Here is a 26,476-nt window from a genome sequence, read left to right on the forward strand (position 1 = left end):
AAATATTGGTAGAACTATAAATGGAAAGTACCAGCACTGTTATCAAGCAAAACCGCGGGTTGTACAAAATTGTAACCACCCACTACCTAGTTGCTGGTTTTACTTTTCTGGCGTTGATACCAATGCTCTTTTTTAGTGCTCAAGATTTTGGATCTCATTATTTTCAGCCTCATTTACTTGCCATTACTCATGCCGTGGCCTTGGGTTGGGCCAGTATGATTGTTATTGGGTTGTGCTATCAGTTGGTACCATTGCTTTTAAAGGCAGAATTATACAGCTACAAGTTGGCTTGGTTTGCCTTGGTTGCTTTTTACTTAGGACTTATAGATTTAGTCTACAGCTTCTGGGTTTTTGAACCCGGCCTGCACATGCAATGTGGAAGTCTGCTGCTGTTGGTTGGTATTTCTTCTTTCGCTATTAACATTACCCTCACTGCAAAAGCAATCAAAAAACCAGATATCCATCAGGATTTTTTGCTTACATCATCTATTTGGTTACTTTTTACAGCAATTTTAGGTGTGCTTATGGTGTTCAACTTTCGCTATGCGTTTTTACCAAAAGATCATCTGCTATTTTTAAAAATCCATGCCCATTCGGGGATAGTAGGTTGGTTTTTACTTCTTGTTATTGGGTTAAGCACCAAGCTTTTGCCTCTGTTTTCTTTTAAAGCAAAGGGAAATGTTGTTTTGCTGAAATGGAGTTATTATCTGCTAAATTTTAGCTTAATAGTGTTTTTTGTAAATACTTATATTTTTGATTTAAATACAGCAACTTACCTTATTGCGTTAGTGGCTTTATCTGGAATAGTTTGCTGGTTACTTTACGTTTACCAATGCGCTAAAGCTTGTGGTTCTTTAAAAATTGATGCTTCCATTCTACATATTTTATTAGCGGGCTTATTGTTGTCGGGTGCGATTTTTTTATTGCCATTCATTATTTTTTATCAGCTTAAAGCAGATGCGCTGGCAATTAGGTTAACCACTATTTATGGTTCTTTGTTGCTTTTAGGGTGGATTAATTCTTTGTTGTTAGGTCAAACTTTTAAAACTTTCCCGTATATTTTGGGAGGTCAAAAAGATCTTTCGTTGGGTATAAAGCTTTATAACAGTAAAGCATTGAATCTTCAGTTTTTATCGTTTTTAATATTTATTACAAGCTTTAGTTTAGGCTTGGCCTTTTCTATAAAGTGGTTGGTGTATTTTGGGATAACGTGTTTCTCGGCAACGGCGGTGTTGTATATCAGCAATATTTTTATTGTATTATTTAAAATAAAAAAGAATGAGATTAACAGCGTTTTGTAGAAGATATTTAACCCAAGAAACTCAGTTTGTGAAAATTTTCGAGAACTTGATTTTTAATAACGGCCTATCCATATTCGCTGTGGTTTACGCCCTGCTATACCAGGAGTTATTACCAAGTACTATTCTTGTAAAATCAGTAAATCGCGTAGGTTTAAAAAAGCAGCATGTTAATTATTTATAATGAGCAGTTTTTCCACTTACATATCACGCAAAGTAAATTATCCGGTTTGGATACTGCTTAATTTTGTTGTTTTAGCAATTGCTGGAGCACTTTTGCGCTATATGCATGTGTTTACAATGAAAGGCGTTAACTACCAATTTCTGTTACATGCTCATTCGCATTTTGCCTTCGCCGGATGGATGTTTTTAGCCATTATACTACTATTTTTTTATTATTTTAGAACTGATATTATAAAGCTCAAAACCCAATTTACGCAGATTTTTTTGTTAACAACTGTAGTGAGTTTTGGGATGTTAATTAGTTTTTTTTTAACAGGTTATCAGTCAGTTTCTATTATTTTATCAACCTGTTTTATATTTATCAGTTACTGGTTTGCCTTCGTAGTTTTTAAATCTCAAGCATTAAAAAAATCAAACCACGCTCCGGTAAATATTCTGTTAAAATACAGTTTGGTTTTTTTAGTGATATCTTCCTTCGGACCATTTTTTTTAGGTTATTTAAAAGGTTCGGGATTTAAAGATATGGCCTTGCAACAAAACTCCATATACTTTTATCTCCATTTTCAGCTCAACGGATTTATGCAACTTGCCTTACTAGGTTTGTTCTTTAAAAGCTATTTAACAACTGATTTAAGTGCCACCAAAAGTGTTGTGTTTTGGATCAAAGTATTTGCTATTTCAACTTTGCCTTTATACGCCATGTTTACTTTATGGACAAAGCCTGCAAACTGGGTTTACGCAGTGGTTTTTGTGTCGGCGTTTGCACATCTGTTAGCTTGGGTAATATTAATTTTAAGGCTTAAGCCCCAATTTAAGCCTTTAAGTTTTTTAGCAAAAACAGCTTTACTGGCAGTAAGTTTACAGTTTGTATGCCAACTGTTAATCGCAGTCCCTCAAATTGGAAACTGGGCTTTTAGTAGCCGAAACTTAATTGTTGGGTATATTCATTTATTAACGTTGGGCAGTTTATCTCCCTTAATTATTGATTTATTTAGCAGAGCAGGTTTTTGTAGATCCACACCTAAATTAAATTATATTTTTACGGCAAACGTGGTGATTTACTTAGTGATTTTGTTTGGATCGGCATTTTTAACCGTGTTTAGCATTTATATTCAACACTTACCACTTTACCTCTTTTTGGTAAATTTAACATTGCCTTTCATTGGTTTGGCATATCTTATCAATACAATTCATTATCAAAAGCAGAAACGAACAGCTGAAATAGCCAACAATATTTAATTATAACAATATGACAAAGACAAATTACATCACTGCAGAAGAAGCAGTTAAAATGGTTAAATCTGGGGATCGGGTTTTTTTACATGGCAGCGCAGCAACACCAACTATCGTAATCACTGCTTTACAGAATCGTTATCAAGAATTAAGGAATGTTGAACTGGTAAGTATCACCACTTTGGGTGATAGTAATTTTAACGATGAAAAGTACAATGACAGCTTTTTCTTCAACTCTTTGTTTGTTTCTGCAAACTCACGAGCGGCGGTAAATAGTTCACACGGAGATTATGTGCCGGTTTTTTTAAGTGAGATTCCACTTTTATTTAACGATGATTTTTTACCTATTGATGTTGCCATTCTTCAGGTTTCTGAACCGGATAAACACGGATATTGCACTTTAGGAACCTCCGTTGATGTTGCAAAGGCCGCATTGGATAATGCAAAAAAAGTAATTGCGCAGGTAAACCCAAATATGCCACGTACCCATGGCGATGGGTTTATACATACCAGTAAACTTGATGCAATGATTTGGCATAAAAGTGATTTGCCAGAGGTAGATTATTCATCTAAAGCAAACGATGCTATTGTGGCAATCAGTAAAAACGTAACTTCTTTGATTGATGATGGTTCAACCTTGCAGTTAGGTATTGGAAGTATTCCAGATCAGGTTCTGAAAAATTTAACCAACCATAAAAACTTAGGTTTACATACAGAAATGTTATCAGACGGGGTAATTCCTTTAATAGAAAGCGGTGTAATCAACAACATCAACAAAAAATTGAACAAGGGGAAATCCGTAACGTCTTTTATGGTTGGCACCAAAAAACTTTATGATTTTGTGGATGATAATCCATCCATCAGGGTAATGAATATCAATTATGTAAACGATACAAGTATAATTCGACAAAATCCTAAAGTGATAGCCATTAACAGTGCGATTGAACTTGATTTAACCGGCCAGGTTTGTGCCGATTCTATTGGTACTTTCCAGTATTCTGGAATTGGTGGACAAATGGATTTTATTAGAGGTGCGTCTTTATCGCCAGGCGGAAAACCTATTATCGCTTTACCATCGGTTACCAATAAGGGGATTTCTAGAATCACCCCGTTTTTAAAACAAGGCGCCGGCGTTGTTACCACGAGAGGTCACGTACATTGGGTGGTTACAGAATATGGTAAAGTAAACCTATTTGGTAAAAGCTTAAAACAAAGGGGGAAAGCTTTAATTGAAATTGCCCATCCAGATCATCGCGAAAGCTTGGAGAAGGCGTTTTTTGAAAGATACGGTTCGTTTTAAATTTTATCAGCCATCAGTATTTTTCTGATGGCTTTTTTATATCCATAATCAACAAAACCCGATGAAAAAGGACTTGACAGAATTTATCGATGAAAATAAAATTGCTACGATTTGTTATTTAGATGTTCAGGGCAAACCTTATTGTTTTAACTGTTTTTACGCATTTGAACCTACGCAAAAACTCTTGTTCTTTAAGTCATCTGCAAATACTCTTCATGCCCAATCTTTAAAAATAAATGCAGAAATCTCGGGTACTATCCTCCCTTCAAAAAGTAATATTTTAGCTTTAAAAGGATTGCAGTTCACCGGTGTTGTATTGTATGATGATTTTCCGTTGACGGTGTCGCCAGCCAGCTATTATCATCAAAGAAACCCAATGACTTTAGCAAAAGCGGGCGAGGTTTGGTGCATACAGCTCACTAAAGCTAAAATGACAGACAGTACGCGAGTGTTTGGCGAGAAATTAGTTTGGGAGAAGCTATCAGAGGAAATCCTTTAAATTTCAATTAATTTATGATGATTGTCATTTCGTTAGAAAATGTATTAAGCCATTTTTGTGCTTTAAATACAACTTTCAAAAATGATTATTTACAAACAGTTTACCTTCGACGCCGCACATTACCTACCCAATGTTTCAGAAAGTCATAAATGCCGTAAAATACACGGGCATACGTATCATCTTACTTTGTTTTTTGAAGGTGAAATAGCTTTAGACAAAGGTTGGATAATAGATTTTAGTGAAATAAAAAATATTGTAAACCCAGTTTTGGATTTAATAGATCATCAGTTTCTTAACGAGGTAGAAGGTTTGGAAAACCCAACTTGTGAATTGATGGCTGTTTGGTTATGGGATAAAATTAAGCCACAAATTACTCAACTAAAGCGTGTGGAATTAAAGGAAACCCCTACTTCCGGTGCAATTTACGAGGGAATTAGCATTTAAAATTTTTATCTAAATACAAGAATGTGAAAATAGATGATAAACCTTTGGTGTATTCTTGTTCTGGCTGTTCGAACGCGGCACAGATGGCGAATCATATCGCTGTAAAGTTAGACCGATCGCAACAAGCGGAAATGTCATGCATAGCTGGAGTTGGCGGAAACGTAAAAGCGCTGGTGAAAGTTGCAAAAGCTAATCGGAAAATAGTGGTGATTGATGGTTGCCCGCTTGCCTGCGCAAAGGCCTGTTTAACCAATCTCGGGATCCCGCCAACGCTTCATATCAAACTTTCTGATTCGGGGATTAAAAAACAACAACATGTTGACTTTGATTTAGAGGAAGCCGAATATTTATATCAAGGTATCGCCACAAAAATTAGAAATTTGGGTTAATCTGTTTGGTTGAATTAGTTCATTAGTCATTAGTTGGATCGGTCCACTAGTCATTCAATCCTTCACTCATTCAAAACTTACTCATTCAATCCTTTCCTCCTTTGCCAATTGCAAAGTCCTAATGAACCAATGGTTTGGACTGCTCTGCCTTCAAAATTCACTCGTCTCATCATTAATAAGCAATATCTATCTAGCTATCACTAATATCATTTGGCAATAGCGTTTGCGAATACTAAATTTGCCACACAATATTTTAACATGACAGAAGAATTAGAACACGTTCAGTGCTTAATTATAGGTTCGGGCCCAGCAGGTTACACTGCGGCTATATACGCAGCCAGAGCAGATTTAAAACCAGTAATGATTACTGGCATGCAGATGGGCGGGCAATTGACCCAAACCACTGATGTTGAGAATTTTCCAGGTTACCCGGGTGGTGTAATGGGACCAGAGATGATGGAAGACTTTAGAAAACAGGCAGAACGTTTCGGTACAGATATCCGTTTTGGTTATGTTTCTGGAGTTGATTTTAGCGGTCCTATCCATAAAGTAATAGTTGATGAAACTAAAACCATTTTAGCTGACACAGTAATTATTTCTACAGGTGCTTCTGCAAAGTGGTTAGGCCTGCCTTCCGAAGAAAAGTATAATGGTTTTGGAGTTTCCGCTTGCGCTGTTTGCGATGGTTTTTTCTTTAAAAACCAAGATGTAGTAATTGTTGGAGCAGGAGATACCGCGGCAGAAGAAGCAACCTATTTGGCTAAGCTTTGTAATAAGGTAACCATGTTGGTTCGTAGAGACGAGTTTAGAGCATCAAAAGCGATGGTTAACCGAGTATTGAATACTAAAAACATCGAGATTTTATACAATAGCGAAACCAAAGAAATATTAGGCGACGGTAAATCTGTAACCGGAGTAAAGGTTGTTAACAACCAAACTCAAGAAGAAACGGATGTGCCTGCAACAGGTTTTTTTGTAGCTATCGGGCATAAGCCAAATACCGATATTTTTAAAGATTGGTTGAAAATGGACGAGGTTGGTTACTTAATTACCCATCCAGATAGTACAGCAACAGACATTGAAGGTGTTTATGTTTGTGGAGATGCGCAAGATAAAATTTACCGCCAGGCAGTTACTGCTGCAGGTACTGGGTGTATGGCAGCATTGGAAGCCGAACGTTATTTAGCCGCTAAAGAAGATCAATAAGAAAGTTTATTCTTATCAAACTATAGAAAGACTTGTGGGTACACAGGTCTTTTTTATGCACTTAATGTTGCTAATTATATTTTTTTAGCTTTGTTAAAACCTAATTATTCTTTCAATGAGATATAAGCTATTTACCATGTTGATGTTTTTTACATCATTTGTATTTGCACAAGCCAATAATCCAAGTTTAGGGATTATACCCGCTCCACAATCTGTTATTCTGAAACCGGGGTTTTTTAAGCTTACGGAAACAACTGCATTACAATACGAAACCGAAGCGGATAGGCAAACAGCAGAGCTTTTTAAAAGCATCGTAAAAGAGAAACAAGGATTTGAGCTGGTTTTAGCCAAGAATTTTATCCAAGCTCCCGAAAGTATGATTTCGTTTAACTCAGCTAACCCTGCAGGTTTTGCGCCAGAAGCTTATGTTTTAGACGTAAACGCAAACCGCATACAATTAACTGGAACCAGTAAGGGTGTTTTTTACGCAACACAGAGTTTAATTCAGCTTTATTTAAACGGGTTAGAAAACCACCAGATCCAGCAATGTAAAATTGTAGATCAGCCTCGTTACGCTTACCGCGGATTACATTTAGACGTTGGACGGCATTATTTCCCTGTTGATTTTATCAAAAAATATTTGGATTTAATGGCAATGTACAAGCTTAATAATTTCCATTGGCATTTAACAGAAGATCAAGGCTGGCGTATCGAAATTAAAAAATATCCAAAATTAACGCAGGTAGGTGCCTACAGAGCGCAAACTATTATTGGTAACTACCATGATAGAAACCCACAGTGGTTTGATGGAAACAGCTATGGTGCGTTTTACACCCAAGAAGAGGTTAAGGATATTGTTGCATATGCTACTAAAAAATACATCAATGTAATTCCAGAAATTGAAATGCCTGGGCATGCGGTGGCCGCTTTAGCATCATACCCCGAATTAGGCTGCGGTATAAATCCTGGTCCATATCAAGTTGAACAGAAATGGGGCGTATTTCCAGATATTTATTGTGCCGGTAAAGAGCATACTTTCGACTTTTTAGAAGATGTATTAACGGAAGTAATGGCACTTTTTCCATCACAAAACATTCATATAGGTGGCGATGAGGCACCAAAAACCAGGTGGAAAACTTGTCCGTTTTGCCAGAAACGAATGAAGAAAGAAAAACTTAAAAACGAAGAAGAACTTCAGTCGTACTTTATTCATCGCATAGAAAAATTTGTGAATAAAAAAGGTAGATCAATAATTGGTTGGGATGAAATTTTGGAAGGTGGTTTAGCACCAAATGCAACCGTTATGAGTTGGAGGGGAGTACAGGGCGGGATTTCAGCTGCAAAGCAGAATCATTACGTAATTATGTCGCCAAGTACAGATGGACTTTATTTAGATCATACGCAAGGTTTGTCATCTTTAGAACCTGTAAGCATTGGTGGTGATGGAAGAATTCAGAAAATTTACGATTATAACCCTACACCATCGGTTTTGCCAGTGGCACAGCAGAAATATATTTTAGGTGTACAGGCCAATTTATGGACAGAATATATTACAACGCCTGCGCATGCAGAATATATGTTGTTACCGCGTTTATTTGCGCTAGCAGAAACAGCTTGGACCAATCCTAACAATAAAAATTATAAAAATTTTAGCGAAACCCGCGTTCCCGTTCACCTATCATGGTTAGATGAAACGAATACGCTTTATCGTGTTCCAACAGTGATTGGAGCAAAGGATACAACCATAAATGTAAGTAGTAATTATACCTTCAATTACGCACCATCTGTAAAAGGAGCTAAAATTTATTATACCATTGATGGTTATCAGCCATATGAAACCACAACTTTATACAACCAGCCTTTTACGGTGAATGTTCCAAAAGGAGAGTACAGACCGGTAAAATCGGTAGTGATTACACCATCGGGTAAGCGAAGTGCAGTTACTACAACCATTTTACGTAATATGGATACGCTCAAAGCAGTTTCCAATACCGGCAACTTAAAGCAAGGCGGACTTAAATACCATTATGTTCCCGGCAAGTTTAAATACAGCTCAGAAATTGATACAGCTTTGGCCACTCAACGTGGTATTGCTCCGCAGATTTCCTTTGTTAAAGGATTGACCAGGGCAAGGGAATACGGAATGGTTTTTACTGGCTACATCAACGTAAATGAAAATGCAACTTTTGAATATTCACTTTACAGCGATGATGGCAGTAAGCTATATATTGATGATGAGTTGATTATTGATAACGATGGAGAGCATGCCCGTTACGAGAAATCGGCTGGCGTAGCTATGCAGGCTGGTTTGCACAAAATAAAAGTTACTTATTTTGATAATGGGCCTGGGTCAACTTTAAAAGTTTATGTAAAAGGAACAGATGGTAAGAAAATAGAAATACCGTCTGTGATGTTATTCAACTAGGTATGGTTAGCGTTCGTAATATTTGTTTTTTGTTAGGGATTTGTTTTCTGCTTTTTTCATGTAGAGAACAACAGCAAACTGATAACTCCAAAAAGAAAGTCGTTACAACGGAGCTGTCTGCTCCGTTTAAAAAGCATCTGAAAATTGAGATTGGTCCAGAGATTATTTTTGATGTTTTTGCTTGGGGCAGAGGTTCAGATTCATCCTCATCAATGTTAATTCTTCGTTCAGATTCTTTAAAGAATGATTTTACTGTTGCTTCCACCGATAATTTAGACGGTCATTTAGAGGAAGTTTTTAACACAGATATGGATAAAGACAGCAATCCAGAAATTGTAGTCTACTTTACCAAAAATGATAAATACCACACAGCTGACGTTTTTTGTTACGAGTTTAATGGCAAAAATGTCAACAAAATCACTTTTCCAGATTTAACATCAAAAACTCAAAAGCAGTACCGTGGAAATGATAAGTTTTATGTGAAAGAGGGAGAACTTTACAGAGAATTTAACGTCTTCGCTGATGCGGATAGTGCAAGTAAACCCAGTGGTAAAAGCTTTTGAAATACTTTTTAAAAGGAAATAAATTCGCTCTGGAAGAAATAGAATAGGTTAAATTGAGAAAACCGCGAGATTATCGCAAAATCTCGTGGTTTTTACTTTTATTAACGGGCAACAAGCTAAGAATTACAGAGATTTATACCTTAGAATAAGTAGATTGAACCAATTATTTCCCAATACTGGTAATCGTAAACTCAGTTCGTCTATTATTAGCCCTTCCTTCTTCCGTATTATTATCAGCCATCGGTGTTGATTCGCCGTAACCTTTATAAGTTAATCGCTTGCTGTTTATGCCGTTGCTTATTAAGTAATTGTAAACAGCTTTAGATCTGTTCTGAGACAAAATCAAGTTGGACTGATCATTCCCGATATCATCAGTATGTCCACTAATCTCAATCTCCGTTTTTGGGTTTTCTTTTAAAAACTCAATTAACTTTTGTAATTCTGTTTTAGATGCTGGCTTTAAATCGAACTTATTGCTATCGAAAAATATATTCTTAAGCACTACTTTTTTACCAATAGCAATTTTTTGTAAAGGCACTTCAATTATAATAGGTTTGCCAATCTGATTCTTTTCTATCGAAAAATTCTCGGAATAAAACAGGTAGCCATCTTTAGAAACATTGATGCTATATTCTTTCCCGGTTGATAGGGTAGTCAAAAATGTACCGTCAATTCTATCAGAATAAGAGATGTGCAAAGTTTTCTCATCTTGTAAATCACTAATATCTACTAAAGCACCCAGCCTTACTTTTGTTTCTGCATCAAAAACAACTCCTTTTACGTAGTTAACCGCAACCGGACGGATGTTTTCGGGTAAAGGGAATGAATAAATATCAAAACCACCGTAGCCGTTAAAATTATCAGACGAGAAATAAGCTTTTGTGCCACTGGCGTTAATCGTAAGGCCACTTTCTTCGCCATAAGTGTTAATGGGGTAACCCAAGTTTTTGGGCAAACCCCAGTTGCCAGCAGTGTCTAATCTCGAAATGAATAAATCTTTATTACCTAAACCTACCCAACCGTTTGAAGAAAAGTAAAGTGTTTGATTATCGGGATGTATAAATGGCGATTGCTCATCGTAAGGAGTATTGATGTTAGGACCTAAATTTACGGGCATTGCCCATTTTCCTTCCTCATCAATATCACTTTTCCAAATATCGTAACTTCCAAAACCGCCACGTCTATCACTTACAAAATAAAGCGTTTTACCGTCTGCAGATAACGAAGGTTGAGATTCCCACCCTTTGGTGTTGATTGGAAATCCTAAATTAACGGGCTTGCTCCAACCTTCACCTTCTTTTTGCGAAACGTAAATATCACACCTGCCCAAACCATCGGGTCTGTTGCAACCGGTAAAAAATAAAAATTGTCCGTCTGGCGATAAACATTGTGCGCCTTCGTTGTACGACGGTGTATTGATGTTATTACTTAAATAAGTAGCTTTTGTCCAGCTGTCCCCATTTTTATAGCTTCGATAAAAATCCTCATTACGGTTAATCTGGCGGGTGAAAATCAAGGTGTTTTCGTCGGTGGTGATTGTTGCTAAGTATTCTTGTTCTGCCGTATTTACGTTCGGACCCAGGTTTTCGGGTTTGAAAGGAACAGGGTTTTTTAGCGCTTCTATTGCAAACTCACAGTCTTTAATATACTTGTCAGCCAGTACAATCCGCTCAATAGATGGATTCCCTTGACTTTTATAAAGTTTATAGTGGTTTAATGCCTGCTCATAATCGCCGGTTTTTAGCTCACTTTCTGCAAAATAGTAATAACGCTCTGGCGCAAAATTCGGGTTAATTTTAAATGCTTGTTTATAGTTTTCTTTGGCTTTTAAATAATTAAACGTTACCCGATAAACATCTGCCAACAGTAAATGTGCTTCTATAAATTCTCCATCTTGTTTAATCGCAGCGATGAGTTCACTGCCGGCTTGTTCAAATTCGTTTAAATCTAATAATGACCTCGCTTTTTCGTAGCTTTTTATTGCATTTCTGCTGTTAGATGAATATTTAGTTTGTGACGCACCAACTTGGAAAGCTAAGAGTAAGATTACTAGGTGAGCGAGGCGTTTCATAAAATTGGTTTAACAATAAAGCTAAAAATTTTAAGGGATATTTAAGAATTTATGCGTTTGTAAAGATATTTCCCATTTGGGGTTGTTCATTACGTAGTCAATAATTAAGGGTGTCATCTCCGACGATTTAGACCACTCTGGCTGTAGGTACAATTTACAATTTGGTGATACCATTTCGGCATGCTCCTCTGCCCATAAAAAATCGCTTTTATTAAAAACAATCACTTTTAATTCATTTGCGAAAGGTGCAATATCTTTTCTAGGAGCTTTAAATTTCTTTGGCGATAAACAGATCCAGTCCCAAAATCCAGAAAGCGGATAAGCGCCCGAAGTTTCAATAAACGTTGCGATACCTTTCGCTTTAAGTTGTTGGGTAAGGTTGTCTAAATTATATAACAATGGTTCGCCTCCGGTTACTACAACAGCTTTTCCTGGATGTTTATCAGCGTTTTCAACAATGGTTTCTATAGGAGTAAGTGGGTGCAAATCTGCATCCCAGCTTTCTTTAACATCACACCAGTGGCAGCCTACATCGCAACCACCAAGTCTAATAAAATAGGCTGCTTTTCCAGAGTGGTAACCTTCTCCTTGTATGGTATAAAACTCTTCCATTAAAGGAAGCAATGTCCCGTCTTCAGGGATTATATTTTTCGTTTTCAATAGTACAAAGATAGGTTATTTTATAAATACAGGATGATTAGCATCATTTTTTGACATAATGTTACAAAACATAAAAGCTGATTATAGGTGCGGTTAGCCATAAATGACGTGTATTTTTTGTTGAACCTCGAAAACCTGGTAAACAATGTTTGCCTATCCATAATAGCAACAATACTTTACGGAGGTATTGACAAGCGATATAGGATACTTGCGAATGCATTTTACCAAACTTCGGTAAGAGATGGGAGGTAAAGCATTAAGGCGATGGATAAGAATTCGCCATATGTACAAGAAATGGCTGGGGTAAATTTACGGAAAAGTAGCATGAGTTAAACCAACAGCGATTCTACCGTTGGTTTAACTAATTTTTTTTAGGCAAAAAAGATCGTCTGGCGCAATCTTATTCTGCTACCCTAATCTTTATCACTAGTTTCTTTACTTTCTCTTGGTTTACCATAATGCTGGGGCGGTGTGTGGTGCCTGGGAAAAATAAATAGAAAGTACTTGAATCTGCTACATAAAATTTTCCGCCATTAATGTCAAAAATGGCAATATCATGCGCCGCATCATAAGGGCGGATTACTTTCTCATTTTCAAAAGATGCTTCTCCCATTTTTTCTTTTCCGCGGATAATATACTGCAGATCAATATATTTTTTATGCGCTTCCCATTTAGTGTCTTCAAACCGTTTGTCCACAGATTCCGTAATGGATGCAAAAACGTTTTCGCCATCAATCGGGTATTTCCCCGGAGCTAATTCTTCTAAATTATGCGTCGCCATAAACTGAAATGCTTTGTCCCAAGTGCTTTTGTTTGCATAATATTGTTTCTGAAATTCTGTAAGGTCTACATCTTTGTAAACTACAGGTTTTAAAGTCATTGCAGATGGTTGCTTTTTAAGCCAGTGTTGAGCTTTGTTTGTACTACAGGCAGCTAGTAGGGTAGTTGCTAATAAAATAGCGGATATTTTGAGTCTCATAATTGTGTATTTCGGTATTAAAAGTACGACGAAATGTATTTAATATTTTAAATTTCTTCATTTTAATTGTGTAAATCTTTTTGAATGGCCACATCATTGTGAACAACTCGATAAGCCCAACGCAATTCTAATTGTTGGTGATATTTGTAAAAATTAGTTAATTTCACGATTTATAATAATATTTAAGCATGAAATTGTTGGAAGGAAAAACTGCTCTAATTACCGGAGCTTCTAAAGGAATTGGTCGTAAAATCGCTGAAAAATTTGCAGAACATGGAGCAAATGTTGCTTTCACGTATCTATCGTCTGTTGAAAAGGGTTTGGCTTTAGAAGAAGAGTTGAAATCTTTTGGAACGCAGATTAAAGGTTACCGTTCTGACGCTTCAAAATTTGCAGAGGCAGAACAATTGATTAATGATATTGTTGCAGATTTTGGCACTTTAGATATCGTAATCAATAACGCAGGGATTACAAAAGATGGATTGCTAATGCGTATGAGCGAGCAAAATTTCGACGACGTAATTGAAGTGAACCTGAAGTCCGTTTTTAATACTACAAAAGCGGCTTCGAAAATAATGATGAAGAACCGTAAAGGTGTATTTATCAATATGAGCTCTATTGTTGGTGTTCAAGGAAATGCCGGTCAAGCTAATTATGCGGCTTCAAAAGCCGGTATTATTGGTTTTACAAAGTCAGTAGCTAAAGAATTAGGTTCAAGAAACATTAGGGCAAACGTGGTTGCGCCAGGGTTTATTAAAACCGAAATGACAGAAGTTTTAGATCCTAAAGTTGTAGAAGGTTGGGAGAAAGATATTCCGTTAAAAAGAGCTGGAGAAACAGAGGATATTGCAAATGTATGCGTGTTCTTAGCGTCTGATATGAGCGCTTACGTTACCGGGCAAGTACTTAGTGTTTGTGGCGGAATGCTTTAAGCTAAGAAGCAGAAAGTTAAAATCTTTCTGATAATCGGAAATAATAAAAAGAGCAAAGTACTAAATTTTGCTCTTTTTAGTTTTAGAAGTAATTATTAAATTTATAAAATGAAAAACAGATTTATATTACCAGCAATAATTATGGGCGTTTCGGCTATTATCGTTGCTTTTGTACTCGCCAAAGGGTTGAAAAACATTAAATCGGACCAAACAATAAATGTAACTGGTTCGGCAAAGCAACTTATTGTTTCTGATTTGGGGATATTAAAAGGTAATTTTAATATCGAAGCGTCAACAGCTCCGGAAGCATATAATGAATTGTCTCGTCAGCGACCATTAGTGGTGCAGTTTTTAAAATCGAAAGGGTTTAAGGATGCAGATATTGATCTAAAAACAATTAATGTTTATCCGCAATATAATTACAATAATGGCGGGCAACAGCTAGGAGTGAGGGCGTATAGTATAAACCAGTCTCTAGAAGTTAGTTCAACTGATGTGAACAAAATTAAGGATGTTTCAATAGCTATTGCTTCCTTGTTTGCGCAAGGTTTAAACTTTAATGTTAACGCACCAGAATATTATTATACAAAACTGAGCGATGTTAAAGTGGATATCCAAGCGGCTGCGGCAAAAGATGCAATGATCCGTGGAGAAAAAGTAGCCGAAGCAACAAACCGAAGTTTAGGAACTTTAACAAATGCGAGAATGGGCGTTTTACAAATTACTCCAGAGAATTCAAACATGACTTCTGACTATGGGATAAATGATGTGAGCTCTATCCGTAAAGAAATTACAGCGGTGGTTAATGCCAATTTTGAGATTGAGTAGTTTTTTTAGTTAGTCGACTCTACTGTAAAGTCTGCATTGACAAACAATTTTAATGTGACAGTAATTTCAGATGGACACACTACAGCAGACAGACCATCTCTAACAGCCAAGCAAGTTATTGCACATTATAATTGGGTTTGGAAAGAGATGACACCTGCGAGAGGACAAATTGAAATAATTACCTGTAATGAATATTTAGAAAAAAGCAAAAACGTTCTATAAACATAGGTTCGAATCATTTCGGGCCATAACTTTCAATCCGTTACTTCTTTTTATTGAATTTTGCCAGCAGACACAGGTTCTGCATTAAAATTACAATTTTTCAAACCTTCCAATCGTTTGGTTCTTCTCATAAAAAACGAAAAGCCCTCAAATTGATTATTCGTCCGAGGGCTTTTTAATTTTGAAGCTAAGCTTTTTTAATTTTTTAAACTCGCCATATCAATTACAAATCGGTAATGTACATCACCATTTAATGTGCGCTCATAAGCTTCATTAACCTGGTCAATATTAATCAGTTCAATATCCGAAACAATATTATGCTCGGCACAGTAATCCAGCATTTCTTGGGTTTCCTTAATTCCGCCGACTAAAGATCCAACTAAACTTCTGCGGCCTAATATTAAACTAAATGCCGAAACAGGTAACGGTTCTGGTGGCGCACCCAACAAAACCATAGTTCCGTTAGTTTTAAGCAAGCTCAAATATTCGTTGTAATCATGTTTGGCAGATACGGTATTTATAATCAGATCAAATGAACTTGCCATTTTCTCCATATTACCTTTATCGGTGGTCAGTTTAAAATGGTGTGCACCTAGTTCTCTTGCATCCTTTTCTTTTTCTGGAGAACGGCTCAACATGGTAACTTCTGCACCCATAGACGATGCAATTTTAACTGCCATATGTCCTAAACCACCCAAACCTACAACAGCTACTTTATCCCCTTTTTTACAGTTCCAATGCTTTAATGGCGAGTAAGTGGTGATCCCAGCACACAAAAGCGGTGCAACAGCTGCTAAATCTAACTTGTCAGAAACTTTTAAAACAAATTTTTCTGTCACTACAATATGGCTCGAGTATCCACCGTAAGTAATCGTTTTTTTATCTTGTAAATGGGAATTGTATGTCTGCGAATGACCATTTTCGCAATACTGTTCTAAATCATCTTCGCAATTTCCACAATGCCCGCAAGAATCTACAAAGCAACCAACACCCACTGTATCACCAATCTTATGCGATTTAACTTTTGAGCCTATTTTGCTTACTTTTCCAACAATTTCGTGACCTGGAACTACAGGATACATTGTTCCGCCCCATTCATTACGGGCAGTATGAATATCGGAATGGCAAACGCCACAAAATAAAATTTCAATTTCCACGTCATTTTCGCTTACACCTCTTCTGTCTAGCTGAAAAGGGGCTAATGGTTTATCTGCTTTCTCAGCAGCATATGCTTTTACTTGAGTCATAAATCTTTTGTTATACTTTTAAAACGTTTAAATTGGGTTTTAGTTTTTCTGATGTGAATAAAAAGGAGCGGTAAACGCAAACTCCTGTAAAATTGAATACTGCGAAACTTTATTTATCAATACTAAAGCCGCATCTTTACAGTCAGATATGCCTTTACTGTTTTCTTTAGTTTTTAACGATTTAAGCGTTTGGTGGCTAATACCTTGTGTTGGCTTAGGCTTTCTTTACGCTTGGCTTTTTTATCAGAAATCGGTGATAGAAAATCGAGCGTTGAAAAATTCACTGTTTATAATGCGATCGGTTACGGTGGGTTTATTGGCTATTCTGTTACTCTCCCCTTTAATAAAAACCGTTAAACAACGTTTACAAAAGCCGTTGATATTCATCGCTCAAGATGCGTCTGCGTCAGTAGCTTTACTACAAAAAACCGGCTTCGATTCAATAGCTTATCATCAAAATCTACAGCATTTAGCCAAAAAATTAAGTGATGATTATGAGGTGAAACTCCTGAATTTTAGCGACCAAGCTAAAGCTGGTTTTAATTTTGAACAAAGCGGAAAGCAAACAGATATTTCAAGCGTTCTGGATTTTATTGATGGGCAAAGTCCAGATCAAAATATCGGTGCATTGATATTAGCCACAGATGGCATCTACAATAAGGGCAAAGATCCTATCACACAAATTTCTGATAAGCGATTTCCCATTTATACGGTAGCCTTAGGCGATACCATTTCCAAGCGAGATCTGGTGTTGATGCCTCCCACTTATAACCAATTGGTTTATTTAGGCAACAGCCACGAAGTTGAAATTTCTGCCAAAGCCTTTGGTGTAAAAGGTGTAGCTACAACGCTAAAAGTAAGCACTAATGATGGGCAGTTAAAACAGCAACAGGTGTCTTTTGGTAAAGATGACGAAACAAAAACCTTTAAATTTACGCTTGACGCGAAAAAGAAAGGCATTCAGAAAATAACACTTTATTTAACGCCTATAGCTAACGAGGTTTCAACGGAAAACAATAAACAAACGATATATGTTGAAGTATTAGATGGTAGAGAAAAGGTTTTGCTTATTGCTGATGCACCACATCCAGATATCAGCGCTTTAAAGCAAGCAATATCAACGAATAAGAACTATGAAGTAAACGTCGCTTTCGCTGATGATTTTCCCGCGACAATAACAGATTATGGTTTGATTATCTTACATAATCTACCTTCTACCACACATAATATTGGCGCTTTTTTAAACAGTATTAAACAAAAAAGTAAATGGTTTATTATTGGAACGCAGACTGATATAAATACCTTAAACAAGCAACAGTCCGTTTTAGAAATATCCGGAGGCAATCAGACACAAGCCTATTCCTCCATTCTAAATCCTGATTTTTACGCGTTTACGTTGAGCGCCGGTACTCAAAGTAATTTACAAAGCCTTGCACCCATTTTTGCCCCTTTTGCAAATTATAAGCTTAAATCGGCTGGCAAAACACTGTTGAAACAACAAATTGGTAATGTAGAAACCGAGGCGTCTTTATTGGTTTTTGATGATGCAGGTGCAACGAAGACTGCAATATTAACAGGTGAAGGAATTTGGCGCTGGAGAATGGAGGACTTTGAGCGCAATAACAATACGGAGGCTTTTGATGAGTTGATTAATAAATCTGTACAGTATTTAAGTGCAAAAGAAGACAGACGTAAATTTAGAGTGCAAAGCAATGAAAGTAGGTATTTGGAAAATGAAGCTGTTTTGCTGAATGGCGAGCTTTACAATGATGCTTACGAACTTGTTAATGAACCCGAAGTAAGTTTAGAGCTAAAAAGCGCCGAAGGTAAAAAATATAGTTATGTGTTTTCTAGAGTTGGCAATGCTTACGAATTGAATACAGGATTTTTGCCCGTAGGAGCATATGATTTTGTAGCGAAAACAAAACTGGGCTCTATGTCATATACTGCAAAGGGTGGTTTTTTAGTAGAGGCCTTAAATGTTGAGTTAATGGAAAGTAGAGCAAACCATCAATTGCTATACAATATAAGTGAAACAACAGGCGGGATAATGGTTTATCCTGAGGATATGATGAGCTTGATTGAAAAGATTAAGACCAACGAAAAGGTGAAAACGATAAGCTATCAGGAGAAAAATTACGACCCATTAATTAATTTGAACTGGATTTTTGCATTGATTATAATATTGCTGAGCTTTGAGTGGTTTTTGAGAAAAAGAAATGGAGCAGTATAATCTTTTGATTGGTGACGTAATTACCATTTGTGGTACATTCTCTTTTGCCGTTTCGGGTGCTTTTGCAGCCATGCAAAAGCGTTTAGATGCATTTGGAGTTTTGATTGTTGCCTTTGTAACAGCCGTTGGTGGTGGTACATTGCGAGATTTGTTGATAGGCGCTACGCCGGTATTTTGGTTAAAGGATGCAAATTATTCTTTGCTGATTATTGTTACCGCAATTGTAGCTATGATTTTTTGGAAGCGAATAAAATCCCTTAAAATCACTTTGTTTCTGTTCGACTCTTTAGGTTTGGGGTTCTTTACCATATTGGGTGTACAAAAAGGCTTAACTTATGATTTGAGTCCCGGAGTATGCGTTGCTTTAGGTACAGTTACCGGCTGTTTTGGTGGTATAACCCGTGATATTTTACTGAATAATATTCCCTTAATCTTTAGAAAAGAAATTTATGCAACTGCCTGTATTTTAGGAGGTGTGATGTTTTTGATATTAAGATACTGGGGAGTTGATGATACCGTCGTAAAAGTGACATCTGTTGCGGTAGTTTTTCTGATTAGGATAATCGCTGTAAAGTATAAATTATCCCTACCTCGTATTTATTGACAGTTACTGCTTTGCCAGTTTATCATCCATAACTACATATACGTCTTCGTTCTCACGTTTCATATAATAACGCTCACGGGCAAATTTCTCTAAACTTTGAATGTTGGTGGTTAATTCTTTAAGTTCAGTGTCTGCTTTTGTAATTTCTGAGGTATAAAATTCTTTTTCTTCTTCTAGCTTTTGCACCCTGGTACGATATTCATATTGCGAGGCTAAGTCATTTCTATCAAAGAAAAGCATCCAAACTATAAATGCCATCCCTGCTATGAAAAACTTGTTTTTAAGAAGATTTAATAAATTTTTCATTGTTTAAAAAAGACGGCTAATTTTTACAATTCAATAATTTAAAGCAATTGATATTAACAATAGTCGCTATCAATTGCTTTAATAATATGATGTTAAATTCCTTATAAAGTGTGTGCTGGTGCATGCACTTCTTCCTGGTCTTTAGTGGAGATTAACGCACAAAGAGCAACCAAAACACATAAAGCCACTAAAATCCAAAACCAATTAGTGTTCAAAAGCTCTGCACCACCTAAATTTGTAAGCGATGATCTGGAAACATATACATCTGGAATTTTTGCTGATGCAAACGATAGGCTGTTTGTTAAAACTAAAGCAAAAAACAACATTGCAGATTTCAATAACGTTTTCATATAATATTTTATTAAGTGATTTTACGATTAATATTCCAAAAATAGTAAGCTTTAGGCAATATTAGAAGTTTAATTCAAATTAATCTTCTAATTTCTCTAATTCCAATTTTACAAAATCCATCAGTTCTTTAATATAAGTTGCGCTGAAATTAAATTCGATGCCTGCGGTTTTATAAATTTCTTTAATGTTTTTAGTATAACCCAATTTTAAAGCAGCAATGTAATTTGCTAAACCTTTCTCTGGATTTTGTTTGTAGTTTTTCCACATTGCAATAGCACCTAATTGAGCAATTGCATATTCGATATAGTAAAAAGGAACTTCAAAAATGTGCAATTGCTTTTGCCAAAGGTTTTCTAAAGCTTCCTGGTGGTCTGTCCAGTCCACAAAGTTTGCACCGAAGCGGTTGAAAATCTCAGTCCAAGCTTTAGTTCTTTCGGCAGTTGTATGCGTTGGGTTGGTGTAAATCCAATGTTGAAAAGCATCTACAACAGCTACCCAAGGCAAGGTTTTTAAAACGTCACGTAATTGGTAGCGTTTTGCTCTTTTTAATTCCTCGGGGTCTTTAAAAAACTCATCCCAATGATCCATAGAAATCAACTCCATACTCATTGATGCCAATTCTGCAACTTCAGACGGGCAATGTTTAAAGTCGTTCAACTCTAAATCAGCGGTTAAAAAAGTATGTACTGCATGGCCACCTTCATGCACCATAGTGGTTAAATCTCTAAAAGAATTTGCCGAATTCATGAATATGAAAGGTGCACCAGTTTCTGCTAATGGATAATTATATCCTCCTGGAGCTTTTCCTTTTCTGCTTTCTACATCAAAAAGTCCATTAGCTTTCATGATTTCTAAGCGAGAACCCAAATAAGCATCCAATTTATTGAAGCACTTAGTCGATTTTTCGATGAGCTCTTCGCCATTGTTAAATGGTTTCAACGGATTTTTTCCAGAAGTATCAACTTCGGTATCCCAAGGCTTTAACTCCTGTAATTTTAAAAGCGTTTTTCTTTCTTCCGCTTGCGCTGATAATAACGGAACAACTTCCTTTTCTATGGCATCATGGAAATCGAAACAATCTTTAGCAGTGTAGTCAAATCTGCCTAAAGCGGCAAACATATAATCTCTAAAATTATCGAAATCGGCGTTTACTGCAACTTGGTGACGTAGCGTTTTTAGCTTGTTGAATAAATCGTTTAACGCGTCCTTATCATGCAAACGTCTTTCTGTAATGCTTTCCCAAGCTTCTTGCCTAACGTTGCGGTTTAAATCTTTTAAAAAATTAGCAGCCTGTTCTAATGTATATTCCTGCCCGTTTAAAGTAACAGACATGGCGCCGGTTATCCCTTGGTATTTTTGCTGTTCAACTTGTAACTCTGTTTGTAAGGGAATGTTTTTCTCTCTAAAAAGCTCAAGCGATTTTTTTATGGCTCGCAGGTAAACAAAATATTTTTCTTGGTTCAGTTCTTTTACGTAATCGCAATCAATCAGTTTTTTGTTAAGCTCATTTGCGATAGGTGCAATTTTAGGCTCAATTTCCGTCGCAAAATATTGGAACGATTTTACTAAATCGTCATTTGCAGTGTCGCAGCTCATTTTTATGTATCGCCATGCAAAATCTTCTTCTAAAGCAGCTTCAACTTCACTTTTATCTTTTAGCCATTTTTCTAATTCTATTACAGAATTTATTTTTCTGTTTAATAGTTCATTTAATATAGGTTCTAACGTATCCCAGTCTATGTTTATATTTTCTGAGAGATAATTTCTTTGGGCTTTTTGTAAAATCATAGGTGTGTACGGTAATAAATATCAAATAAGAAAGATACAGCAAAAGCTACAGACGCTATGCCATTTGTAGTCATAAAAGCAAAGTTTACCCTGCTTAAATCATTTGGTTTAACTAACTGGTGCTGGTAAATCAACATTCCAATAAAAATTAATAAACCAATATAATAAGGCCAGCTTAAAGGGGTGAAAAATAAGGGAGCGATTACAAAAAGTGCGGCAAAAACATGTAATATGTTACTTGCCAATAATGCGTTTTTTTTACCCAAATAGGAGGGGATGGAGTGCAGGTTTTCTTCCCGATCAAAATCTTCGTCTTGCAATGCGTAAATAATATCAAATCCGCTCACCCAGCATAAAACAGCCAGAGAGAACAAAACGGGTAGTAAAGCAAACTCGCCTGTGACCACCAGATAAGCGCCAATTGGTGCTAAAGACAACCCTAAACCTAAAACCAAGTGGCACAAAGCGGTAAAGCGTTTGGTTACGCTATAACCTAAAACCACCAATAAGGCAATTGGTGAAAGCATAAAGCACAGGCTGTTGATAAAGTACGTTGTAACTATAAATAGTAAGCAATTGATAATGGTAAAAACCAAAGCATTTTTTGCAGTAATTCGCCCGGCGGGGATATCTCTTACTTTTGTGCGAGGATTTTTGGCGTCAATATCTCTGTCAAGATACCTATTAAAGGCCATTGCCGAGTTGCGGGCAAATACCATACACAAAACCATAAACAACAATTTATACCATAAAAAAGGTTCATTTGTAGTGTTTATCGCCAAAAAAAAGCCAATAAAGGCGAAAGGCATTGCGAAAATAGTATGCGAGAATGTGACTAATGAAAGGTATTTTTTCATTCAGTAAATAGCTTAGTCAAATGTTTTATAATCTGGAATTTCAAAAACCTGATTGATTTGATCAACCAGTTTCAAAATCTCATCTTTTCCCTGTTTGTTTTCTGCTGAAGTTAAAATCATCTCTGGCACTTCCTCAAAATATGCAGACAGTTCTTTTTTAAACTGTGCCATGTGCTGTTGCGATTTAACCTGACCTTGCTTGTCAGATTTGGTGAAGATTAAAAAGAACGGAATTCCTTTCTCTCCTAACGAACAGCAAAACTCGATATCTATTTTCTGAGGTTCTAATCGGCTATCTATCAATACAAAAACGCATTGCAAACTTTCCCGCTTTTCTAGATAATGTTTGATGAATTTCGCCCATTCCAGGCGGTTGCTTTTTGAACTTTTAGCGTAACCGTAACCGGGTAAATCAACGATATACCAGCTTTTATTAATCAAAAAGTGATTGATCAATTGTGTTTTTCCGGGTTTTTGGGATGTTTTAGCTAAGCCTTTTACATCAACCAGCATATTTATTAAAGAAGACTTCCCTACGTTTGAACGGCCAATAAATGCGTATTCTGGCAATTGGGGAACAGGAAGCTTGCTTATTTTTGTATTACTAACAGTAAATTCTGCAGATTTTATAATCATGCCCAAAATTACGATTATTTATAGTTTACAGGTAAATAAGTTTTTGCCTTTGAATAAGAAGCTATTATCTTCGCCAAAAAAGATATGAGAAAGTATATTACATTAGTTTTAGCGATTTTAGCTGTAACATACGGTTTTGCACAAGACAAAGTTGAAGAGAAAAAAGATGGTTGGGTAAAGAATGGGAATTTCTCTTTCCTGCTGAACCAATCTACTTTTAGCAACTGGCAAGCCGGTGGCGAGAATAACTTGTCGGGTAATCTTGGTGTTAATTACGACTTTAATTATAAAAAAGGCGATTTAAACTGGGACAATAAGGTGATAGCATCTTACGGACTGGTTAAGACAAAAACGAGTGCTTTTACACAAAAAACTGATGACCGGATGGAGTTTAATTCTCTAATTGGTAAAAAAGCGACTGGTAATTGGTTTTATTCAGGGATTTTAAACTTTAAAACGCAGTTTACAAAAGGTTATAACTATAGCAAAGTAGCAGGGGTTGAAACACGAACTGCTTATACTAACTTTTTTTCTCCGGCATATTTAAACGTAGGTCCGGGTATGTTATGGAAAAAGTCAGACAATTTGAAAGTGAATATATCTCCGGCATCGTCTAAATTTATTTTCGTGGATAAAGCTTTTACGCTACCAAACGCTGCATATTTTGGTGTTGATGAAGGGAAAAGTTTTAGGTATGAGCTTGGTTTTTACACCTCGGCTTATTACAAGTTTAACATTATAGAAAATGTATCAGTCGAAAATATATTGAACTTATATTCTAATTATTTAGAAGATCCTCAGAATGTTGATTTAGATTATCAATTAAACATTGTATTGAAAGTGAACAAGTATTTATCAACCAACATTGCCTTCCAAACGATATATGATGACAATGCTTTTGCAGGTTTTCAAACTCGGCAGGTTTTTGGTTTAGCTGCGAATATTAAATTTTAAAGCTATTCGAGATAATTTAGACTTATATTTGGGTCTAGATTATTGTTTACCCAGGTGGCGAAATTGGTAGACGCACCAGCTTGAGGGGCTGGCGCCCTTATGGGTGTGGGAGTTCGAATCTCCTCTTGGGTACTAAAAAATATAAAAACAGCGTTTAAATTAGTTTAAACGCTGTTTTTGGTTTTAAATTATTTTTTTAATAGTTCTCTTAAACCTATTGAAGGACGTTTTCTTAAAGATGTTTCCTAATTTAAACCAAAAAACAGAAACATTAAACTGTATTTATTTTATAAGATAATCGGAATATTTCCGATTATCTTATTTATTTTATACATTTGATTGTGGATTTAATAGAGAACCTTCGTTTATATAAAAATCAGCCAATTACTCATCAGTTATTGATGGATTCTCTGGCGGAATATAAAAGGCCAAACGACAAAGTTTACGAGCTGCTTAAAAGTGGCGTTTTAAAAGCTGTAAAGAGAGGGATATATTTGCCAGGTCCGATTTTAGGAAATCAGCAACCAGAGCCCTTTTTATTGGCAAATCATATTTTAGGGCCAAGCTATGTTTCTTTTGATGCTGCACTTGCCTACCATGGCTTAATTCCCGAACGGGTTTTTGAAGTATCTTCTGCAACTACTAAGGCAACCAGAAAATTTAATACACAGGTTGGCGTGTATAGCTATATACATTTACCACTTCCTTATTATTCGTTTGGAATTAATCATGTAGCTTTTGGAGATAAACAATATGGAATGGTGGCCTCGCCAGAAAAAGCCTTATTTGATAAAATAATTGGTTCTGCTGGTGTTGTGTTAAGAAGTGCTGTAACTGCCTATGATTATTTACTGGAAAGCTTACGAATGGATGAAGAAAGGTTAAAAGAACTTAATATAGATGAAATGGAGAGTTGGTTGCCAAATTCTCCAAAAAAAGAAAGTTTATTGATGATTATTAAAATGATTAAAGCCTTATGATAAAGGAATGGTTGGATAGTTACGAGCCAGCAAATCAATATGATGCATTACAGGCTTTACGAGAAATTATGCAAGAAATTGCTCTTGCCGGATTATATAGGGCGGGTTTTTTTGAGAAAGCGGCTTTTTACGGAGGGACAGCTTTACGTATTTTTCATAAGCTTGACCGATTTTCTGAGGATTTGGATTTCTCTTTGTTAGTGCCCAATGAAGATTTTTCACTCGCGAAATATTTAGATGCAATTCTGGTAGAATTCGCCTCGCAAGGAATGGAAGTATCTGTAAAAGAAAAGAAAAAATCTGTACAGACCAATATAGATTCTGCGTTTTTAAAGTCGGAAACTATTTGGAAGGAACTGGTTTTAGAAGGCATTATTCCACAAAGTGGTATAAAACAGATTGCCAATATTAAAATTAAGCTCGAAGTTGATAAAAAGCCACCTTTGGGTTTTACAACAGAAGAGAAGCTGTTGCTGCGCCCGTTTTCATTTTATGTAAAATGTTTTGTAATTACCGATTTATTTGCGGGTAAAATGCATGCTTTACTTTTTAGAAAATGGGGCGAAAATGTGAAAGGAAGGGACTGGTATGATATGGAATGGTATATCAAAAAAGGTGTCGCTTTAAACCTTGATCATTTTTTGTTGCGAGCAAAAGATAGTGGAGATTGGCAACAGGAAAATATTACAGAGTTAGAATTTAGGGATTTATTGTTAACCAAGATTGATTCGGTTAATATGCAACGTGTAAAGGCCGACATCAGTAGATTTATAGCAGATCCAGATTCTTTAAATATATGGTCTGATGATTATTTTAAGGATCTGATAAATCACCTTAAAGTTGGTTAAAGCATTTAGCGAAACAAAAGTAAAACAAAAAAAGCTATTCATTATTGAACAGCTTTTTTTGTTTCACGAGTAAATTTAAATCAAGGATTTTATGAGTGTTTCTAACTCTTCCAAATCAAATGGTTTTGCTAAATGTGCATCAGCACCCGCTTTTTCGGCTAAACTTTTAATATCGTTGTTTGCAGAGAAGTAGATTACCGGGATGTGGTTAAACTGTGGGTTTTTCTTAAGAATTCTAGTGGCTTCTATCCCTCCAATGTCCGGAATCCAGTTGTCCATTAAAATAACATCCGGATTTGTTTCTGTAACTTTTTCTATAATATCGTGTGACGTTTCCGATGTTGCAACCTCATAACCACACTCCGTTAAAATAATAGAACATAATTCTAAAATATTTACGTCGTCATCAAAAATTAGTACTGTTTTTTTCAAGGATAAAA

At 36.1% G+C, this 26,476-nt stretch carries 27 protein-coding genes and 1 tRNA gene; 18 read left to right on the plus strand and 10 right to left on the minus strand.

What is annotated here, in order from left to right; all coding sequences use genetic code 11:
• The first annotated feature begins 20 nt into the window (after window positions 1-20).
• The 9 genes from B176_RS0105225 (at window position 21) to B176_RS0105270 (ending at window position 9,540) form a co-directional block, all read left to right on the plus strand.
• On the plus strand, window positions 21-1,301 hold the full coding sequence (locus B176_RS0105225; RefSeq protein WP_017257731.1) for a hypothetical protein: 1,281 nt from the start codon (window positions 21-23) through the stop codon (window positions 1,299-1,301).
• A 180-nt stretch (window positions 1,302-1,481) separates the two neighbouring features.
• Entirely contained in the window at window positions 1,482-2,720 is a 1,239-nt protein-coding gene (locus B176_RS0105235; protein WP_017257733.1) for a hypothetical protein, read from the plus strand.
• A 10-nt stretch (window positions 2,721-2,730) separates the two neighbouring features.
• Window positions 2,731-4,014 (plus strand): acetyl-CoA hydrolase/transferase family protein, encoded by a 1,284-nt coding sequence (locus B176_RS0105240; protein WP_017257734.1) that lies wholly within the window; start codon window positions 2,731-2,733, stop codon window positions 4,012-4,014.
• Window positions 4,015-4,075: 61 nt separating this feature from the next.
• Window positions 4,076-4,513: a PNPOx family protein gene (locus tag B176_RS19030; RefSeq protein WP_017257735.1), complete on the plus strand. Its 438-nt coding sequence runs from the start codon at window positions 4,076-4,078 to the stop codon at window positions 4,511-4,513.
• Between the two features lie 81 nt (window positions 4,514-4,594).
• The gene (gene queD, locus B176_RS0105250) at window positions 4,595-4,957 is read left to right on the plus strand and encodes a 6-carboxytetrahydropterin synthase QueD (RefSeq protein ID WP_017257736.1); all 363 of its coding nucleotides are present in this window, start codon (window positions 4,595-4,597) and stop codon (window positions 4,955-4,957) included.
• 23 nt (window positions 4,958-4,980) lie between these two features.
• Window positions 4,981-5,346, plus strand: coding sequence for a putative zinc-binding protein (locus B176_RS19035; RefSeq protein WP_017257737.1), 366 nt, complete (start codon window positions 4,981-4,983; stop codon window positions 5,344-5,346).
• A 258-nt stretch (window positions 5,347-5,604) separates the two neighbouring features.
• A complete protein-coding gene (gene trxB / locus B176_RS0105260; protein WP_017257738.1) occupies window positions 5,605-6,552 on the plus strand; it encodes a thioredoxin-disulfide reductase in 948 nt (315 codons plus the stop codon).
• 115 nt (window positions 6,553-6,667) lie between these two features.
• Window positions 6,668-8,977, plus strand: a complete 2,310-nt coding sequence (locus B176_RS0105265; RefSeq protein WP_026063166.1) for a family 20 glycosylhydrolase — start codon at window positions 6,668-6,670, stop codon at window positions 8,975-8,977.
• A 29-nt stretch (window positions 8,978-9,006) separates the two neighbouring features.
• Window positions 9,007-9,540, plus strand: a complete 534-nt coding sequence (locus B176_RS0105270) for a hypothetical protein (RefSeq protein WP_017257740.1) — start codon at window positions 9,007-9,009, stop codon at window positions 9,538-9,540.
• A gap of 163 nt (window positions 9,541-9,703) precedes the next feature.
• On the opposite strand, the gene B176_RS0105275 is transcribed toward B176_RS0105270, so the two are convergent.
• The 3 genes from B176_RS0105275 to B176_RS19040 form a co-directional block, all read right to left on the minus strand.
• Window positions 9,704-11,611 carry an OmpA family protein gene (locus B176_RS0105275; RefSeq protein ID WP_017257741.1) on the minus strand — a complete coding sequence of 636 codons (1,908 nt, stop codon included), beginning with the start codon at window positions 11,609-11,611 and terminating at the stop codon, window positions 9,704-9,706.
• A 30-nt stretch (window positions 11,612-11,641) separates the two neighbouring features.
• Entirely contained in the window at window positions 11,642-12,223 is a 582-nt protein-coding gene (locus tag B176_RS0105280; RefSeq protein WP_051130005.1) for a 7-carboxy-7-deazaguanine synthase QueE, read from the minus strand.
• A gap of 448 nt (window positions 12,224-12,671) precedes the next feature.
• Window positions 12,672-13,250, minus strand: coding sequence for a YhcH/YjgK/YiaL family protein (locus B176_RS19040; RefSeq protein ID WP_017257743.1), 579 nt, complete (start codon window positions 13,248-13,250; stop codon window positions 12,672-12,674).
• Window positions 13,251-13,438: 188 nt separating this feature from the next.
• Here B176_RS19040 and fabG point away from each other — a divergent pair, with 188 nt between their 5' ends.
• The 3 genes from fabG (at window position 13,439) to B176_RS0105300 (ending at window position 15,232) form a co-directional block, all read left to right on the plus strand.
• The gene (gene fabG / locus B176_RS0105290; protein ID WP_017257744.1) at window positions 13,439-14,182 is read left to right on the plus strand and encodes a 3-oxoacyl-[acyl-carrier-protein] reductase; all 744 of its coding nucleotides are present in this window, start codon (window positions 13,439-13,441) and stop codon (window positions 14,180-14,182) included.
• A gap of 108 nt (window positions 14,183-14,290) precedes the next feature.
• Complete coding sequence (locus B176_RS0105295) at window positions 14,291-15,010, plus strand: SIMPL domain-containing protein (RefSeq protein ID WP_017257745.1); 720 nt, start codon at window positions 14,291-14,293, stop codon at window positions 15,008-15,010.
• 54 nt (window positions 15,011-15,064) lie between these two features.
• Window positions 15,065-15,232, plus strand: a complete 168-nt coding sequence (locus B176_RS0105300; protein WP_154647892.1) for a hypothetical protein — start codon at window positions 15,065-15,067, stop codon at window positions 15,230-15,232.
• A 197-nt stretch (window positions 15,233-15,429) separates the two neighbouring features.
• Here the strand turns inward: B176_RS0105300 and B176_RS0105305 are convergent, their stop codons facing one another.
• Window positions 15,430-16,479 carry an NAD(P)-dependent alcohol dehydrogenase gene (locus tag B176_RS0105305; protein WP_017257747.1) on the minus strand — a complete coding sequence of 350 codons (1,050 nt, stop codon included), beginning with the start codon at window positions 16,477-16,479 and terminating at the stop codon, window positions 15,430-15,432.
• Between the two features lie 148 nt (window positions 16,480-16,627).
• Here B176_RS0105305 and B176_RS19045 point away from each other — a divergent pair, with 148 nt between their 5' ends.
• Window positions 16,628-18,712 (plus strand): hypothetical protein, encoded by a 2,085-nt coding sequence (locus tag B176_RS19045; RefSeq protein WP_017257748.1) that lies wholly within the window; start codon window positions 16,628-16,630, stop codon window positions 18,710-18,712.
• Window positions 18,699-19,316 carry a trimeric intracellular cation channel family protein gene (locus B176_RS0105315; RefSeq protein WP_017257749.1) on the plus strand — a complete coding sequence of 206 codons (618 nt, stop codon included), beginning with the start codon at window positions 18,699-18,701 and terminating at the stop codon, window positions 19,314-19,316. The genes B176_RS19045 and B176_RS0105315 overlap by 14 nt, the downstream gene beginning before the upstream one ends.
• Before the next feature lie 3 nt (window positions 19,317-19,319).
• Here B176_RS0105315 and B176_RS0105320 read toward each other — a convergent pair whose 3' ends face one another.
• The 5 genes from B176_RS0105320 to yihA form a co-directional block, all read right to left on the minus strand.
• A complete protein-coding gene (locus B176_RS0105320) occupies window positions 19,320-19,622 on the minus strand; it encodes an FtsB family cell division protein (RefSeq protein WP_017257750.1) in 303 nt (100 codons plus the stop codon).
• Between the two features lie 101 nt (window positions 19,623-19,723).
• Window positions 19,724-19,972: a hypothetical protein gene (locus tag B176_RS0105325; RefSeq protein ID WP_017257751.1), complete on the minus strand. Its 249-nt coding sequence runs from the start codon at window positions 19,970-19,972 to the stop codon at window positions 19,724-19,726.
• A gap of 79 nt (window positions 19,973-20,051) precedes the next feature.
• On the minus strand, window positions 20,052-21,761 hold the full coding sequence (locus tag B176_RS0105330) for a M3 family oligoendopeptidase (RefSeq protein WP_017257752.1): 1,710 nt from the start codon (window positions 21,759-21,761) through the stop codon (window positions 20,052-20,054).
• On the minus strand, window positions 21,758-22,618 hold the full coding sequence (locus B176_RS0105335; RefSeq protein WP_026063167.1) for a UbiA-like polyprenyltransferase: 861 nt from the start codon (window positions 22,616-22,618) through the stop codon (window positions 21,758-21,760). The genes B176_RS0105330 and B176_RS0105335 overlap by 4 nt, the downstream gene beginning before the upstream one ends.
• A 12-nt stretch (window positions 22,619-22,630) precedes the next feature.
• The gene (gene yihA, locus B176_RS0105340) at window positions 22,631-23,254 is read right to left on the minus strand and encodes a ribosome biogenesis GTP-binding protein YihA/YsxC (RefSeq protein ID WP_017257754.1); all 624 of its coding nucleotides are present in this window, start codon (window positions 23,252-23,254) and stop codon (window positions 22,631-22,633) included.
• An 84-nt stretch (window positions 23,255-23,338) separates the two neighbouring features.
• On the opposite strand from yihA, the gene B176_RS0105350 reads away from it, so the two are divergent.
• The 4 genes from B176_RS0105350 (at window position 23,339) to B176_RS0105365 (ending at window position 26,036) form a co-directional block, all read left to right on the plus strand.
• Window positions 23,339-24,208, plus strand: a complete 870-nt coding sequence (locus B176_RS0105350; RefSeq protein ID WP_017257756.1) for a DUF3078 domain-containing protein — start codon at window positions 23,339-23,341, stop codon at window positions 24,206-24,208.
• Between the two features lie 48 nt (window positions 24,209-24,256).
• Window positions 24,257-24,340: transfer RNA gene (locus tag B176_RS0105355), tRNA-Leu, on the plus strand.
• Window positions 24,341-24,549: 209 nt separating this feature from the next.
• On the plus strand, window positions 24,550-25,188 hold the full coding sequence (locus B176_RS0105360; protein ID WP_026063168.1) for a type IV toxin-antitoxin system AbiEi family antitoxin domain-containing protein: 639 nt from the start codon (window positions 24,550-24,552) through the stop codon (window positions 25,186-25,188).
• Complete coding sequence (locus B176_RS0105365) at window positions 25,185-26,036, plus strand: nucleotidyl transferase AbiEii/AbiGii toxin family protein (protein WP_017257758.1); 852 nt, start codon at window positions 25,185-25,187, stop codon at window positions 26,034-26,036. The genes B176_RS0105360 and B176_RS0105365 overlap by 4 nt, the downstream gene beginning before the upstream one ends.
• A gap of 75 nt (window positions 26,037-26,111) precedes the next feature.
• On the opposite strand, the gene B176_RS0105370 is transcribed toward B176_RS0105365, so the two are convergent.
• Window positions 26,112-26,468, minus strand: coding sequence for a response regulator (locus tag B176_RS0105370; RefSeq protein ID WP_017257759.1), 357 nt, complete (start codon window positions 26,466-26,468; stop codon window positions 26,112-26,114).
• Window positions 26,469-26,476: the final 8 nt, after the last annotated feature.

The organism is Pedobacter arcticus A12 (assembly GCF_000302595.1).
In the GTDB taxonomy this organism is placed as follows: domain Bacteria; phylum Bacteroidota; class Bacteroidia; order Sphingobacteriales; family Sphingobacteriaceae; genus Pseudopedobacter; species Pseudopedobacter arcticus.

Excerpts from the sequence above, each read along its gene's own strand:
- B176_RS0105225 (WP_017257731.1), top strand. The coding sequence starts at position 21 with ATGGAAAGTACCAGCACTGTTATCAAGCAAAACCGCGGGTTGTACAAA.
- B176_RS0105235 (WP_017257733.1), top strand. The coding sequence starts at position 1,482 with ATGAGCAGTTTTTCCACTTACATATCACGCAAAGTAAATTATCCGGTT.
- B176_RS0105240 (WP_017257734.1), top strand. The coding sequence starts at position 2,731 with ATGACAAAGACAAATTACATCACTGCAGAAGAAGCAGTTAAAATGGTT.
- B176_RS19030 (WP_017257735.1), top strand. The coding sequence starts at position 4,076 with ATGAAAAAGGACTTGACAGAATTTATCGATGAAAATAAAATTGCTACG.
- queD (WP_017257736.1), top strand. The coding sequence starts at position 4,595 with ATGATTATTTACAAACAGTTTACCTTCGACGCCGCACATTACCTACCC.
- trxB (WP_017257738.1), top strand. The coding sequence starts at position 5,605 with ATGACAGAAGAATTAGAACACGTTCAGTGCTTAATTATAGGTTCGGGC.
- B176_RS0105265 (WP_026063166.1), top strand. The coding sequence starts at position 6,668 with ATGAGATATAAGCTATTTACCATGTTGATGTTTTTTACATCATTTGTA.
- B176_RS0105275 (WP_017257741.1), bottom strand. The coding sequence starts at position 11,611 with ATGAAACGCCTCGCTCACCTAGTAATCTTACTCTTAGCTTTCCAAGTT.
- B176_RS0105280 (WP_051130005.1), bottom strand. The coding sequence starts at position 12,223 with ATGGAAGAGTTTTATACCATACAAGGAGAAGGTTACCACTCTGGAAAA.
- B176_RS19040 (WP_017257743.1), bottom strand. The coding sequence starts at position 13,250 with ATGAGACTCAAAATATCCGCTATTTTATTAGCAACTACCCTACTAGCT.
- fabG (WP_017257744.1), top strand. The coding sequence starts at position 13,439 with ATGAAATTGTTGGAAGGAAAAACTGCTCTAATTACCGGAGCTTCTAAA.
- B176_RS0105295 (WP_017257745.1), top strand. The coding sequence starts at position 14,291 with ATGAAAAACAGATTTATATTACCAGCAATAATTATGGGCGTTTCGGCT.
- B176_RS0105305 (WP_017257747.1), bottom strand. The coding sequence starts at position 16,479 with ATGACTCAAGTAAAAGCATATGCTGCTGAGAAAGCAGATAAACCATTA.
- B176_RS19045 (WP_017257748.1), top strand. The coding sequence starts at position 16,628 with ATGCCTTTACTGTTTTCTTTAGTTTTTAACGATTTAAGCGTTTGGTGG.
- B176_RS0105315 (WP_017257749.1), top strand. The coding sequence starts at position 18,699 with ATGGAGCAGTATAATCTTTTGATTGGTGACGTAATTACCATTTGTGGT.
- B176_RS0105320 (WP_017257750.1), bottom strand. The coding sequence starts at position 19,622 with ATGAAAAATTTATTAAATCTTCTTAAAAACAAGTTTTTCATAGCAGGG.
- B176_RS0105325 (WP_017257751.1), bottom strand. The coding sequence starts at position 19,972 with ATGAAAACGTTATTGAAATCTGCAATGTTGTTTTTTGCTTTAGTTTTA.
- B176_RS0105330 (WP_017257752.1), bottom strand. The coding sequence starts at position 21,761 with ATGATTTTACAAAAAGCCCAAAGAAATTATCTCTCAGAAAATATAAAC.
- B176_RS0105335 (WP_026063167.1), bottom strand. The coding sequence starts at position 22,618 with ATGAAAAAATACCTTTCATTAGTCACATTCTCGCATACTATTTTCGCA.
- yihA (WP_017257754.1), bottom strand. The coding sequence starts at position 23,254 with ATGATTATAAAATCTGCAGAATTTACTGTTAGTAATACAAAAATAAGC.
- B176_RS0105350 (WP_017257756.1), top strand. The coding sequence starts at position 23,339 with ATGAGAAAGTATATTACATTAGTTTTAGCGATTTTAGCTGTAACATAC.
- B176_RS0105365 (WP_017257758.1), top strand. The coding sequence starts at position 25,185 with ATGATAAAGGAATGGTTGGATAGTTACGAGCCAGCAAATCAATATGAT.